This window comes from Treponema maltophilum ATCC 51939, from assembly GCF_000413055.1.
In the GTDB taxonomy this organism is placed as follows: domain Bacteria; phylum Spirochaetota; class Spirochaetia; order Treponematales; family Treponemataceae; genus Treponema_C; species Treponema_C maltophilum.
The window spans coordinates 1,221,080-1,235,044 of record NZ_KE332518.1; the positions used below are offsets into that span (position 1 = coordinate 1,221,080).

General features: G+C 47.4%; 11 protein-coding genes and 1 tRNA gene. 10 read left to right on the top strand and 2 right to left on the bottom strand.

Annotated elements, in window-relative coordinates:
- Positions 1 to 144: 144 nt before the first annotated feature.
- The 3 genes from HMPREF9194_RS05490 (at position 145) to HMPREF9194_RS05500 (ending at position 2,777) form a co-directional block, all read left to right on the top strand.
- Positions 145 to 1,203 carry a hypothetical protein gene (locus HMPREF9194_RS05490; RefSeq protein ID WP_016525389.1) on the top strand — a complete coding sequence of 353 codons (1,059 nt, stop codon included), beginning with the start codon at positions 145 to 147 and terminating at the stop codon, positions 1,201 to 1,203.
- 21 nt (positions 1,204 to 1,224) lie between these two features.
- A complete protein-coding gene (thrC, locus tag HMPREF9194_RS05495; protein ID WP_016525390.1) occupies positions 1,225 to 2,652 on the top strand; it encodes a threonine synthase in 1,428 nt (475 codons plus the stop codon).
- A 53-nt stretch (positions 2,653 to 2,705) separates the two neighbouring features.
- Positions 2,706 to 2,777 (top strand) — tRNA-Gly (locus tag HMPREF9194_RS05500).
- Between the two features lies 1 nt (position 2,778).
- Here HMPREF9194_RS05500 and HMPREF9194_RS05505 read toward each other — a convergent pair.
- On the bottom strand, positions 2,779 to 3,720 hold the full coding sequence (locus tag HMPREF9194_RS05505; protein ID WP_016525391.1) for a hypothetical protein: 942 nt from the start codon (positions 3,718 to 3,720) through the stop codon (positions 2,779 to 2,781).
- 26 nt (positions 3,721 to 3,746) lie between these two features.
- The gene (locus HMPREF9194_RS05510) at positions 3,747 to 5,690 is read right to left on the bottom strand and encodes an AMP-dependent synthetase/ligase (protein ID WP_016525392.1); all 1,944 of its coding nucleotides are present in this window, start codon (positions 5,688 to 5,690) and stop codon (positions 3,747 to 3,749) included.
- A gap of 71 nt (positions 5,691 to 5,761) precedes the next feature.
- Here HMPREF9194_RS05510 and thiI point away from each other — a divergent pair, with 71 nt between their 5' ends.
- From thiI to HMPREF9194_RS05545, 7 genes are all read left to right on the top strand, one after another.
- Positions 5,762 to 6,961 (top strand): tRNA uracil 4-sulfurtransferase ThiI, encoded by a 1,200-nt coding sequence (thiI, locus tag HMPREF9194_RS05515; RefSeq protein ID WP_016525393.1) that lies wholly within the window; start codon positions 5,762 to 5,764, stop codon positions 6,959 to 6,961.
- On the top strand, positions 6,958 to 8,688 hold the full coding sequence (locus tag HMPREF9194_RS05520; protein ID WP_016525394.1) for a potassium transporter TrkG: 1,731 nt from the start codon (positions 6,958 to 6,960) through the stop codon (positions 8,686 to 8,688). The genes thiI and HMPREF9194_RS05520 overlap by 4 nt, the downstream gene beginning before the upstream one ends.
- 26 nt (positions 8,689 to 8,714) lie before the next feature.
- Complete coding sequence (locus HMPREF9194_RS05525; protein WP_016525395.1) at positions 8,715 to 9,416, top strand: potassium channel family protein; 702 nt, start codon at positions 8,715 to 8,717, stop codon at positions 9,414 to 9,416.
- A 14-nt stretch (positions 9,417 to 9,430) separates the two neighbouring features.
- Positions 9,431 to 10,291, top strand: a complete 861-nt coding sequence (locus HMPREF9194_RS05530; protein ID WP_016525396.1) for a hypothetical protein — start codon at positions 9,431 to 9,433, stop codon at positions 10,289 to 10,291.
- A gap of 89 nt (positions 10,292 to 10,380) precedes the next feature.
- Complete coding sequence (locus HMPREF9194_RS05535) at positions 10,381 to 11,232, top strand: DUF5692 family protein (RefSeq protein ID WP_016525397.1); 852 nt, start codon at positions 10,381 to 10,383, stop codon at positions 11,230 to 11,232.
- Between the two features lie 9 nt (positions 11,233 to 11,241).
- Entirely contained in the window at positions 11,242 to 12,789 is a 1,548-nt protein-coding gene (locus HMPREF9194_RS05540; protein WP_016525398.1) for a phytoene desaturase family protein, read from the top strand.
- Between the two features lie 6 nt (positions 12,790 to 12,795).
- Positions 12,796 to 13,956: a flavin reductase family protein gene (locus HMPREF9194_RS05545; RefSeq protein WP_016525399.1), complete on the top strand. Its 1,161-nt coding sequence runs from the start codon at positions 12,796 to 12,798 to the stop codon at positions 13,954 to 13,956.
- Positions 13,957 to 13,965 lie beyond the last annotated feature (9 nt).

Genomic DNA, 13,965 nt, shown 5'->3' on the forward strand with positions numbered 1-13,965 from the left:
AACTAAGATGCAGACTATAGCACTTCATAATTCTTCTGTCAATATTTTCTTATCAAGTAAAAAAACAAAAAACAGCGATTTTGATATTGAAATTCATACGGTTCGCGGTTACAATTATAGATATATTTTATTTTGGAGTTTTATATGCGCGTATGTTTAAAACATATACTTTGTCTTTCGGGGTGCTGTTTTGCAGTACTTTTCTTTTCGTGCGTATCTTCGCCGAAACCCGCGGTTTCCGAACCGCCTGCCGAAGAAGTCGGAGTTCAGACACCTGAAAAAAATGCGAAGCCGGCACAGGAAAACACCGGAGCAAAAAAACTGACGGTGGTTCAGCCTCAAATCGAAGAAGTCCCCGAAGAAAGCGCAGCTCCCGATCCGCTTGAAGAATATAAAGCGCTGTCCGAAAATCTCCGTTTAAAAGTGCAAAACGCTCCGGCGGAAACGAAAAGCGGCAGCGCTTTTACATCGGACTTTTCCGTTTCGGTAACCGACGCGCAGGGCAATAAGGCGCCGGGAGTTGTCGTTACGGTAAAGTATCCTTCGAACCGCATCGAAAACAGAATTCTGTTTGCAACGGAAGACATTCAAAGCGATGAAAACGGAACCGTACATTTTACCTGTCCGATTCCCGAATTTTCGTGCATTGCCGATGTTTCGTTTTACCCGGCTGCAAGCGTACAGGACGAACGCGTTTTGCAATACGCCGAAGAACACGCCGTAAAAATCCCCTACCGTGTCCGCACGGATAAAACGAATAAATCCTTGTCGCTTTCGATACTCGATTATACGCAAGCGGGAAAACCGATTACGACAAACAGTCTTTCGTCTTCGGCAATACTGAAAGCGCTGTACAGGAAAGGCTTCCGCAGCGCCGGCAATTCCGATTTTGTCGACGATGTACACAACGGCAATGTACAATCGCTGTACCGGCACGCTTCGGCTTTGTTCGGCGGCAGCATCAATTATTTGATATTCGGTACCGTAAAGCACGAAACGCCGGTTACCAAGGGCGAAGACGGACTGTACGAAACGACGCTGCGCGCCGATATCCGCATTATGAATATGGCAAATTCGGAAATCATACTGCAAACGACGCAAAGCTTTACCGCCAAAGAAAAAAACGAATGGCTGCTTATGGACCGCATCCGCAATACGCTGATGGCTCCGGCTCTGGTCGATTATATCTATTATCATTTTTAATTAAAAGCCGGGGAAACAGTTATGGAATATACCGATACAAGAGATAATTCGATACGGACAAATCTGAAAGAAGCCGTTTTAAGCGGCATGAATCCGGCTACCGGCGGCCTATACATTCCGGTTCGAATTCCCAAATTGAGTCCTTCCCTGCTCGAACGCGGTTTTTCGCCGTCGTTTCGCGACATAGCTTTTGAAATTGCAAAACTCTATTGCGCCGGCGAAATTCCCGAAAACGATTTGCAGGCAATTATCGCCGATTGTTACCCGTTTAATGCGCCGGTAGTGCCGGTGGATCCGGTTACGTATGTACTCGAGCTTTTTCACGGGCCGACATGCGCTTTTAAAGATTTCGGCGCGCGCTTTATGGCGCGCTTAATGGCGTATTTTAACCGCGGCGAAAAAGAAAACCTGCACATTTTGGTCGCAACTTCAGGCGATACGGGAAGCGCAGTCGGAAGCGCTTTTCAGGGAATAGACGGTATAAGCGTAACGATTTTATATCCGAAGGGCAAAATAAGCCGGCTGCAGGAAAAGCAGCTTTCGACCTTTACGGGCAACGTGCGCTCCCTTGCCGTCGAAGGTACCTTCGACGACTGCCAGCGCCTCGTAAAAACGGCTTTTATCGATCAAAAACTGCGCAAAGCATTCCGGCTTTCGTCGGCGAATTCCATAAACATTGCACGGCTTTTGCCGCAAAGTTTTTACTACATGTACGCCGCTTTGTCGGTTTCGTGCCGAAGCATGCACGACAACAAAATAGAAAATCCGGCAATTATTGCCGTCGTTCCGTCGGGCAATTTCGGCAATTTAACGTCGGGCTTTATTGCAAAAGAAATGGGCGCACCGATTACCGGTTTTATTGCCGCAACGAATTCGAATAAAACGGTTCCGGATTGGATGGCAACCGGCCGTTACGAACCGCGACCTTCGGTTTTAACCCTTTCAAACGCAATGGACGTCGGCGCGCCGAGCAATCACGAGCGTATAACCGCCATGTATACGCTGGACGAAATAAAAAAGCTGCTTGCCACCTATTGGACCGACGACGAAGGAACGCTGCAGGGAATAGCGAGCTGCCATGAACGCACGGGTTACATTATGGACCCGCACGGCGCCGTAGGATGGAAAGCGTGGTACGATATCAGAAAAGACGGCATGCTCAAGCTTATGTCGGGCTTTCCGAACAATCCGGAAAATCCGGGTTTGACGCCGAATCTTCCTTCGTGGGCTCAAGCGGTAATCGACAATAAGGCTGTAGGAATTTTACTTGAAACGGCACACCCCGCAAAATTCGGCGAAACAGTTAAGCGGGCAATCGGCAGAGAACCGCCCATGCCCGACCGCTTGGAAAAAATCCTTAATTTGCCGGATAATTCCGTCCCTATGAAAAACGACTACGGGGAATTCAGTTCGTGGCTTCACAAAAACTTGCCTCAAAACGATGCTTGACACGCGCTCTCGTTTTCGGTATCCTGTGTAAGTCGCTGAAAATGCGGCGTTTTGCGGATGTCATATAACGGCTATTATCTCAGCCTTCCAAGCTGAAGACGTGGGTTCGACTCCCATCATCCGCTTTTACCGTACCCTGCCCTTTTGCCGGTTCAAGCTCAAATCTTCAATGCTCATGTTTTCCAATTTTTTATAGATGGACGGTTCGACAAAGTGCGCACGCCCGTCGTGCGGCGGATATATTATGGAATTATGCGTTTTAATTTCGTCTTCGAGGTTTTCGATAGTTGAGCGCGTCATATACGGTTTACCGAACACAAGCAGTTTGCCGTCGGCGCTTATGCGGAAACCGTTCGGCAGCGACGTGAGTTTTTGCGGATTGCGTATGCGAATTCTTCGTCCGACGGCGCATGTGTAAACCGTATCTCCTATTGCGATATATTTGTCTACCGAAATGATTTTATCGTCCGTTTCCAATTCGGCTTTTTCGTCGGCGTAATCGGCTTTGGTGCGCCAATAGCGTATTTCGTATACATCCGAGTCGTCGGTATAATAGGCTTTTAGTTCCGTTTGAACGGGAATACTGTCGATTGTAAACTCGTTTCTGTTTGTTTCCGGACGCCAAAACACGCCGGTTCCGTCGTCAGCCGGTACGGCGGACCAAAACCGCAGATACAAACCGTCGTCAAATATGGCCAGCGGCATACCGTCCGTATCGGAATGCGGCTCATAGATGCCGTCATAGTAATAGCGGTAAAACGGTTTAAGCACGATGTGCGCCGAAAACGCGCCCTTGGAGCCGCCGGTATTGTCAGTGCCGGTTTTGCCGGTACCGTCGTTATTATCGTTGTCGCCGTTATCATTCTCGCGGAAAAGTATAATGCGCTCGGGATTTTCCCAAATGCCGCCAAGCGAAGACCGCTCCATGTCGGAACGCGGTTGTACCGCATCGGCAGCCTTGGACAAAGTCGAATCCGCATCGGCCGTTTGAGCGATGCAGAGCAATGCAATCAGCGCAAAGAGAAACGCAAACAAATATACGATGGCGGGCCGGCGCAAAAAACTCATACATTTAAATATCGGCAAAAAGGCGCTTAAAAAAGAGAACGTATCTCTTTGGCGTATATTTTATCGATTTTATAGCGCATAAATTCCCGCTTTGCCGAAAGCTCGCGCCCGACGGAAAAGCTGTCGGGCAAAAGACAAAATCGATGGATGAGCTCGCAGGGGCGGAATCCCGTATCGGCGTTTACCGTCTTGTCGATTTCGGCGCGGATAAGCGCGTGTACGTCGGGCTGATGCAATAAGTCGGCATAATCGCAGTACAAAAGGCCGCAGCGAAGCGCAAAATCATAAAGGGCTTCCCTGTCGGGGACAATCAGCGCGCTCAAATGCTTTTGATCCTGACCGGTTACATAGGCGGTTTCTATAAACCGGCTCATGCACAGGGCTTTTTCGACGGCGGCCGGTTCGACGTTTTCTCCGCCCAAAAGCACGATGGCGTCCTTTGCGCGCCCGATAATTTTGATTTCGTTATCAAAACTGAGGATGCCCAAATCGCCCGTATTGAGCCAGAGTTCGCCGTCTATAACGGTAGACGTTAAATCGTCGCGCTTGTAATAACCCTTCATTATTTGATCGCCGCGCGCAAAAACAAGTCCTTTTTTACCGAAGCCGAGCGGTTCGCGGCTGAGCACGGCACCGTTTTTTTCGCTTACGATTTTTATCTGCGCGGAAGGATATACAATGCCGACACAGTTTGAGCGCGGTTTAATGCAGTCGCGCACGGACAATACGGGGCCGGCTTCGGTTATGCCGTAGCCTTCAAGAAGTTTAAAACCGATTGCGCGGTAAAAAGCGTCCACATCGGAAGGAAGCGCCCCTCCGCCGGAAATGGCGGCCGTTATGCGAGCGCCGAAGAGTTTACGCACGCGCCGGTACACAAGCAATTCGCCGGCCGCATACAAGGGCAGTAAAAGTATATAGGGCACAATGCCGATAAAAAAATCCAAAAAGCGCGGATAGTTTTTATACCGGCACACGCGGCCGCTTATACGGTCTTTTGCCCACGCAAAGAGTTTTCCGGCTTCGATAAAAAATGAAAAAACGGCAAAAGACATTCGGCCATCTTTGCGCACGGAGCGGTATATGCCCTGCGCCAAGGCTTCCCACAAACGGGGCACGCCGCACATCCATTGCGGCCGAATAAGCGCCATATCGGCAAGCATAATGCGTGCTGCCGGCTTTGAATACGCAATGCCGCTTTTTAACGTAACGGCGATATACTGCATTATCCGTTCAAAGCTGTGCCATACGGGAAGCACGCTCAGCCACATGTCGCCTTCTTTTACCGTCAGCACATTGTGAACGACTTCAAGCTGGGCCATATAATTGCGGTGCGTAAGAACAACGCCTTTAGGAGTATTCGTCGTGCCCGACGTAAATATGATGGTCGCGGTGTCGGAGCCGGCGATTTCTTCCATCGTTTTTTCGATTTCAAAACGGCGGGAAAGACCGATTTCTTTTCCGCGCTTCATAAGACTGCGAAAATCGTAGAGTCTAAGCCCGTAAGAAAGCGCACGGTTTTTGTCCGCTTCGGTTGCGTCCTCGAACAGGATAACCGTTTTTAACGCAGGCGGTACCGGTTTCTCCAAAAGCTTATTCAGCTGAATCATGTTTTCGAAAATACCGAAAGTGCAATCCGCAAAGGATATAATATAATGCAGTTCGGTTGCGGTCGAATCGCAGCCGCGCGGTACGTCCACCGCTCCCAGCGACAACAGGGCAAAATCGGCAATGAGCCATTCGCGCCGGTTATCGGAAATGAGCGCCGTATGAGTTCCCTTCGTTATGCCGAGCTCCTTAAGCGCAAGAGCGAATAAAAGGATTTTTTCGTACACCGTTTTAAAATCGTAATATTTGAAAATCCCCCTTTTGTTCTTTGCGGCTTGAGCGATTACGGCCGGACAGGTTTTTGCGCGAAGCTTAAACAGCAGGGGCAGATTGACCGGCAAACTGTTATCGACGTTCATCTGCATAGCTAAAGTATACAGGAAAAAACACGTAATTCATAGACGATAAAGGTAAAAAACGGTAGAATGGATGTCGTATGAATACGTGCGTTTATCTGGTAAAACTCGGCGAGCTGACTTTAAAAGGAGCGAACATCCGCCTTTTTGAAAAGGCGCTTCGAGTAAACGTTAAATCATATTTGACGAAAACCGAAGCGAAGGTTTCGCTCTATGCGAACCGAATGTACATAGAAGCTCCCGAATCTTTTTCCGCACAAATCGAATACGCGCTTAAACACGTAATCGGCATAGCCGGCTGGGCAAAGGCTGATATTTGCGAAAAAAATATTGAATCGATAAAAAAAGCCGTATATAAAAAAGCGCTCGAAGCAAAACAAAACGGCGCCGCAAGTTTTAAGCTGGAAGCAAGAAGAAGCGACAAGCAGTTTCCGCTCAATTCGTACGAAATTTGCCGCGAAGGCGCGTCAGACGTATACGACGAAAACTTACTGAAAGTCGATGTTCATAACCCGGATGCAACCATTTATATCGAAGTGCGCGACCGCTGTTTTGTGTATGCGAACCCGCACAAAGCAAACCGCGGCCTTCCCGTCGGAACGGGCGGCAAAGCCCTGCTTTTGCTTTCCGGCGGCATAGATTCGCCGGTTGCCGGCTACCGCATGATGAGGCGCGGTATGAGCGTGGACTGCGTGTATTTTCACGCGTATCCGTACACATCGGACGAAGCGAAAAAAAAAGTTGAAGATTTGGCCGCGATCCTTGCGCAATACGGCATGCGCCTTGTTATGCACATTGTTTCGTTTACCGAGGTTCAAATGCGCATAAAACAAAAGGGGCCGGAAAACTGGTCGACTATGCTTTTACGCATGTGCATGATGAAGGCCGCAAGCATGATCGCAAAAGAAACGCGGGCGGCCTGCCTTATAAGCGGCGAAAGCCTCGGACAGGTTGCAAGCCAAACGATCGAAAACTTACGTGTTACCGAAAGTGCCGGCAGCTTTCCACTTTTACGGCCGCTTATCGGCATGGACAAAGAAGAGATAATCGAAACGGCGATTAAAATCGGCACATACGAAACTTCTATTTTGCCGTATGAAGACTGCTGTGTGCTGTTCGCTCCGCAACACCCGGTACTGCGCGCGCACATTAAAGAAGCGCACGAATTATACGAAAACCTTGAATGCGGCCCGCTTATAGAAAAAGCGGTTCAAGAGCGGGAAGTTAAAATCTTCACCGCCCATCCCGATAGGGACATAAATCCGGATACAAAATTATGAAAAACTATCAGCGCTTTATTTTTATACTCGTCATTTTAAGTATCGTTTCGCTGTTTTTGGAGCAGCTTCCCGATAAAAATCTTTTACTGAAAATATGCACAAACGCCGTCGATGCCTTGCTTATACTTATTTTGTGCGTCGAAACGATCGTTCCCTTTGCGAAGACCAAATATAAGGGAATGTATATAGCGTCGAACCGTTTTTCGCTTATTTTTACGCTGATTACGATTATTCTGTTCGCGTTCAGCAAGTTTTCGCATTCAAAAATAATAACGAGTAATTGGGCTGTTTTTATTTTATTTTTCAGAAATCTGTTTACGATTTTTAAAGCCTATACGCGCATGAAAAAACTGTCGAATTATTTCGAACGGTTTACGGCAAATCCCGCGCGCAATATTTTGCTCAGCTTTGTGTTCCTTATTTTGGGAGGAACGCTTTTGCTTATGGTAAAAATCAGTACCGTCGGCGAAAAAGGCATTTCGTTTATAGATGCGCTTTTTACGGCGACGTCGGCCGCATGCGTAAACGGCTTAATTGTAAAATCGACCGTGGGCGATTTTACGCTCTGGGGTAAAACGATATTGATTTTGCTTATGCAAGTCGGCGGCTTGGGCATTATGCTTTTATCGTTTTTTATGGTTTTTCTTTTCGGAAAAAGAATATCGCTTCAGGACAAAATGCTTTTAAGCTATATGCTCAGCGAAGACGATTCGTCGAGTTTGCGCTCAACCGTATTGGAAATAGTCGCCGCCACCTTTCTATTCGAAGGGATCGGCGCGGTATTGCTGTTCATCGGTTTTATGCCGACGCTCGGCTTCAGTTTAAAAAACGTCTATTATTCGATTTTTCATTCCGTGTCGGCTTTTTGCAACGCGGGTTTTGCACTCTACGACGACAGCCTCGAAAGCTTCAGATTGAATCCGCTCGTGCTTTTAACCATCGCTTTTTTGATTATTTTCGGCGGCATCGGCTTTGCCGTTCTTAAAGACCTGCGCCTGTTTTTTACGGAGCGGATCGCTTCCGTTTTCCGCAAACAAAAAACGCCGTACAAGCGCAGCCTCAGTTTAAACACGCGCATCGTATTGATTTTAACCGCCGCCCTCCTTCTTGCCGGTACGCTGCTTTTTTATTTTTTTGAACACGCCAACACGATGGCATCCTACGGACTTGCCGAGCAGTATTTGTCGGCGTTTTTTCAATCGGCGACATTGCGCACTGCCGGCTTTACGTCGGTGCCGTTTACGAATTTCGTACTGCCCACATATTTATTTATGTGCGTTCTTATGTTCATCGGCGGGAATTCGGGAGGAACGGCAGGCGGCATAAAAGTCGGCACCTTAAGCGTTTTGTACGCGACGGCCCGCGCCTTTTTCAGGGGCGAAGACAAGGTAACGCTCGGCCGCTTTCAAGTGTCCGAAAACAAAATCAAAAGTTCGGCGGTTATTTTCGTTGCGGGAATCATCGTCGTATGCGCAGCCGTTTTTTTGCTGTCGATAAGCGAAAAGTCGGCGCGGTTGAGCCGGCTTTTGTTTGAAGTCGTTTCGGCAATTACGGCGACCGGTCTTACCGCAGGTATAACGACTTCTCTTTCCGTCGCAGGAAAGGCGATAATCATTCTTTTAATGTTTTTCGGACGACTGGGCGCTTTAACGATAATGGCGGCCGCCGTTTTCAATAAAGATAAGGTAAACATCAATTTGCCGCAAGCGGATATTGCAATCGGCTGAAAGCGCCGGATAATGCAGGAGGAATTATGGCACGAATTAAGCAAAAAGTTTTCGCGGTTTTCGGACTGGGAATTTTCGGGCAAACGGTCGCCGAATCGTTAATCGAAAAAGGCGGCGATGTTATTGCCGCGGACAACGATCCGGCTTTGGTCGAGTCTTTTAAAAACAAGGTTACGACCGTTTTGCACATCGATTCGACCGACCAAAAAGCGCTTGAAAAAGCGCCGCTCGACGATGTTGACGTCGGGATCGTAACGGTCGGCGACAACATTGAAGCGAGTATTATCACAACGGTTTTATTAAAGCAGCGCGGCATTCCGTATATTATAAGCAGGGCGATTTCCGACATTCACGAAAAGATTTTAAAGCAAGTCGGAGCCAACGAAGTTATCAATCTGCAAAAAAGCGGCGGAAAAGCCCTCGCCCAACGCTTACTCGCGCCGGAAGTTCTCGAAACGATTCCGATTTCGAGCGAGTACAGCTTTGCCGAACTTTACGCGCCGGAACCCTTTATCGGCAAAAAATTAAAAGACACCGAACTGAAGGAAAAATTCGGCCTGCATTTGTGCATGGTAAAACGCGTAAAAACCGACATCGACGATTTGGGCAACCCGACCAGCGAAGAAGCGATTATATTCCCCGACGGAAATTTTATATTTGAAGCTTCGGATATTTTAATGGCAGCCGGACGCCTGAGCGACATCGAAGAGTTTAAAAAGATTTTATAAAAGAGGAAAATATCATGCTGTTTATATCCTTGCCGCTGTTTATTTTTGTCGTTTTATCCTCAACGGGAATAACGATCGGTGCGGGTGTTTTTGCCTATCGCACCTTCATAACCGAAAACAAAGCAACTGCGGAAATGCTTTTGTTTGTTTTTTTGTGCGCCGCGCTTGTCCTGTGCATTTGCTTTTTGAGCATCGTTTTTTATTCGCGGCAAAAACGGAGCGCACTGCAGCGCATAAACAAGCTCGTGCGCGTAAACAGCGGCGCGGCCCTCAAGCGCTTCGGCGAATTCGGCAAACTGGGAAAATTCTTTCAAAGTTTTTTTGAAAACATTTTGGATATAAGCGAAAAGCGCGCAAGCAGAATCGTGTTTCTCGACCGTGCGCTGCGTTTGGCTTGCAGCGCTTCATCGGAGCCCTTTCTCATCGTCAACGATTCCGGTTTTATAAAATACGTTTCCAAGGGATTCGAATCCAAGGGATTCGAAAAAATCGGCACGGAAAAAAATTCCGCAGCTGCAAGAAAAAACATCGCAGGCGCCCAATTTTCCGACTTGTATCCGGACATACACTATGACGATATTTTTACCGAAATATCGCAGAGCCGCTCGGAACGTACCGAAAAAGGCGAAAAATATACGTTTCACTTTTTCCCGATAAGCGAGCGCAAAAACGAAGTGAGCGGTTTATTTGTCGGCGTCGAAAAAAATACGATTATGTCGGCCGGAAGCGAAACCGTAAAGCAAATATACGAAAATATTATCGGGCAGGATAAAAGCGAAAACGATTCCGACGACGGAGAGGCAAAACCGAAAAAAGGTCTTTTCGGATTTTTAACGTCATTGAAGCCGCGCGGAAAATCGCAAAAAAATCCATAAAAAGTAACAAAGCCTCTTGTATTTATTACTTTTTATATATATAATACTATATCCATATAAAATACTTATTTTATTCACAAGAGGTATCTATGAACAGTTTTCAGGATCGCATGGCAGCGGTAAAAATTCCGCATTTTGCGCTATGGCTGTGCTCGGCAATCATTATCACGATTGTCTCGTTTTTAACGTCGTATTTTCCCGTTTGGGCGAATATTCCCGTTAATGTCGTGCTTCCCTTTTTGGTTTTGATTTATTTGAAAACGGTATTTTTCGAAAAATTAAAACTGTCCACGCTTATCGTACTGCGCACGGTTATCGTCGTTGCGGTATTTATGGACTATTTTGCAAATATCGGCGGTTTGTGGTTTGTGTATGTCGTCTTGGCGTTTTTGAGCATCAACATTCTCGAAGCAACCTTTACCGATTTAAAATATAAAAAATATTTTAACTTTGTAACCGGCCTTGTTCTTGCCGCTTCCGTTTTGGCCTTGGCTCCCTCATGGGTAAACCTTTCGGGTAAAAGTTTTGCTTTTTCATATATTTACGAAGCGAACAACAGCGCGCCGACGGCACAGTATGCATTTTGGGGAACCGTATGCTGGATTATCGCATACACGATTTGGAATTGGATTTTCGTAACCGACGAATTCAGTCCCGCTATCGCGTATTTGCACTTCGCCATTCTCGGTATGCCGCTTTTAGGCTGCATCATTACGCGCAACCCCGGATTGTGGCTTGTGTTCCGCGCCAACTCGCTTACCTGCGGCGGCATTTTGCAAATTTCGTGCAAACAAATTTTTGAAGAAAAATTAAAAAACGAAAAGATGACGGCCTTTGTCAAAGCAAGCCAAAAAACCGGCGTACAGGCGGTTTTGATGATTATCAACTTGGCTTTACTCGCCGTTCCCTGTGCGTTTGCGATTATGCATAAATTAAACTAGAGGAAAACCATGCCACAATATGACGCAATCATTATAGGCGCGGGAAACGGCGGCCTTTCGGCGGCTCTTACCTTGGCGCGTGCCGGGAAAAAAGTCGCCGTGTTCGAAAAACACAATATTCCCGGCGGATGCGGAACAAGCTTTTGCCGCGGCCGGTTCGAATTCGAAGTTGCCCTGCACCAATTAAGTTCAATGGGAACGCCGGAACAGCCCGGAGATTTGCGCAAGCTTTTCGACGAATACGGCATAACCGATAAAATCGATTGGATACAAATAGAATCGTTGTACAAAATCAATTTGCCCGGCGGAAAAGGAGTTGCCCTTCCGGCAGACAGAGAAAAAGCCGAACAAACCCTTGTAAAGGCCTTTCCCGAAGAAAAAGAAGCCATACATAAATACTACGAAACGGTATGGGAATTCAACAGAGAAATTATCGCGTTTACCAAAAAGAGCGCCGAAAGTTCGCGCAAAGGTAAAAAATCCGGCGAACCGCCCGCGCCGAAAAAGCTGATTATGAAAGCGCTTTTTCCCAAACTGTATCCGACGCTTGCAAAATATGCCGTCAAAAGCACCGACGATGTGCTGAACGAATTCTTCAAAAGCAAAGAATTACAGCTGTGCCTTTCGGCGTACTGGTGCTTTATGGGAATGCCGCCGGAACGCTTTCCGTTTACGATTCTCGCCCGCTGTACCTATATTTACACCGAAGATAAGCCCTTTTATCTTCGCGGCGGCTCGCAAGTTATCTCGCAGGCTTTAACCGAAGCGATAAAAAAAGCCGGCGGTTCGGTATTCTTTAACACGGGCATACAAAAAATCGTGTTGGAAGGCGGCAAGGCCGCAGGCGTTATCGACGAAAACGGCGAAAAATACCGCTGCGAAAAAGTTATTTCCAATATTTCGCCGACTGCAACCTATGCGAACCTGCTCGACGAAAAAGACATTCCGAAAAAAGCGCGCGAATATTTAAAAGCGTACACGGTCGGCATTTCTGCGCTCACCTGCTTTATCGGTTTGGACTGCCCGCCCGAAGAAGTCGGCTTTACCGATTCGTTCAATTTAACCTACGACAGCTTGGATGCAAACCGCGATTTTATGAATTCGTATGAATTGGATACGGCGATAGACCCGATCGTTTCCACCTGCTATACGGTTGACGATCCGAAAGTTTCTCCCGAAGGCACAAGCATCGTTACGGCCGGTACACTCAAATACGGCGAAGCGTGGGAAAAACTTTCGCCCGAACAGTACTATAAAGCGAAATACGATGCGGCGAATACGATTATCGACCGGCTCGAAAAACGCTATCCGGGCTTCAGAAGCCATATCGAAGAATTGGAAGTTGCAACGCCGCTTACGCACATGCGCTATTTGAACCATCCGGGAGGCGCCATTTACGGCTACGAACAGGATTTAAAGTCGTCCGTGTTCTTTTATCCGCGCGACACTTTTATACCGAACCTCGATTTTGCAAGCGGTTGGGTAAACACGTGCGGTTTCGGCCCGAACTACCTGTACGGCCACGACGTCGCAAAAAAGATTTTAAAGGAATGGTAATAACATATGCGTTCAATTAAAGAAATTCTTATCGGCACAATGGAAAACGGCACAGAGGTTTTGGAAGAAATTCAATGTGCGCGCAAAAGCGGCAAAGATATTTTGATTCAAAAAGAAGCGGTAAAAACCTGCCTTGCCAAACTGCACCCGGGCAAACTGGAGCTGGAAGTTTCGGATATCTATCCTGCGGCGCAGGACGCCAAAGTGTTCCGCTTTGTGTCAAAAGACGGCTACCTTCCGCCCTTTGAAGCCGGACAATATATCAACGTATTCATCGAAATAGACGGCGTATGCACGTCAAGACCTTACAGCATTTCCTCCTCGCCCAAACAGCGCTCGTACTACGAAATTACGGTTGCGGCCGTTCCCAAGGGCTTTGTGTCCGCCTACTTTTTAAAAAAAGTAAAAAAGGGCGACAGCTTTACCGTTACTTCCCCGTCCGGACGTTTCCACTACAACCCGGTGTTCCATTCAAAAAAATCCGTGTTTTTAGCCGGCGGAAGCGGTATTACTCCGTTTATGAGTATGACGCGCGAAGTGCTCGAAAGCGGCGAAGACAGAGAAATCTTTTTGATTTACGGCAACCGCACGGAAAAGTTATCTTCGTACCACGAAGAATTGAGCGCCTTTGCCAAAACGTACCCGAACTTTCACTACCGGCTTGTTATTTCCGACGATAAAGCATACAAGGGCAAAAAAGGGTTCATCGATGCAAAATGCATAAAAAGTTTTGTTAAACAAACGGACGATGCGACCTTTTACCTGTGCGGCCCGCATATTATGACCGACTTTTGCACCAAGGCGCTTGAAGAACTGCACGTTAAGCCCAAAAATATCCGGCGCGAAATGTTCGGAAGCCGCCAAGACATTCAAAACGAACCGTTTTGGCCGGAAAATTTAAGCGGTAAAGAAAACTTTAAAATTTCGGTCGGCGGTAAAACATTCGAAGGAAAGTCGAGCGAATCGCTGCTTACGAGCCTCGAAAGAGCCGGCGTGCGGGTAAACGTGTGCTGCCGAAGCGGAGAATGCAGTTTGTGCCGCGTTAAGCTTGAAAGCGGAAAGGTTTTTATGCCGCGCGGTGCCCTGCTGCGCTATGCGGACGAAAAGTTCGGCTATATTCATTCGTGCAAAGCCTATCCGATATCGGATGTTCGGCTGTCTTTTTAATAGGAGATA

Coding starts and splice junctions, on each gene's coding strand:
- HMPREF9194_RS05490 (WP_016525389.1), top strand. CDS start 145: ATGCGCGTATGTTTAAAACATATACTTTGTCTTTCGGGGTGCTGTTTT.
- thrC (WP_016525390.1), top strand. CDS start 1,225: ATGGAATATACCGATACAAGAGATAATTCGATACGGACAAATCTGAAA.
- HMPREF9194_RS05505 (WP_016525391.1), bottom strand. CDS start 3,720: ATGAGTTTTTTGCGCCGGCCCGCCATCGTATATTTGTTTGCGTTTCTC.
- HMPREF9194_RS05510 (WP_016525392.1), bottom strand. CDS start 5,690: ATGCAGATGAACGTCGATAACAGTTTGCCGGTCAATCTGCCCCTGCTG.
- thiI (WP_016525393.1), top strand. CDS start 5,762: ATGAATACGTGCGTTTATCTGGTAAAACTCGGCGAGCTGACTTTAAAA.
- HMPREF9194_RS05520 (WP_016525394.1), top strand. CDS start 6,958: ATGAAAAACTATCAGCGCTTTATTTTTATACTCGTCATTTTAAGTATC.
- HMPREF9194_RS05525 (WP_016525395.1), top strand. CDS start 8,715: ATGGCACGAATTAAGCAAAAAGTTTTCGCGGTTTTCGGACTGGGAATT.
- HMPREF9194_RS05530 (WP_016525396.1), top strand. CDS start 9,431: ATGCTGTTTATATCCTTGCCGCTGTTTATTTTTGTCGTTTTATCCTCA.
- HMPREF9194_RS05535 (WP_016525397.1), top strand. CDS start 10,381: ATGAACAGTTTTCAGGATCGCATGGCAGCGGTAAAAATTCCGCATTTT.
- HMPREF9194_RS05540 (WP_016525398.1), top strand. CDS start 11,242: ATGCCACAATATGACGCAATCATTATAGGCGCGGGAAACGGCGGCCTT.
- HMPREF9194_RS05545 (WP_016525399.1), top strand. CDS start 12,796: ATGCGTTCAATTAAAGAAATTCTTATCGGCACAATGGAAAACGGCACA.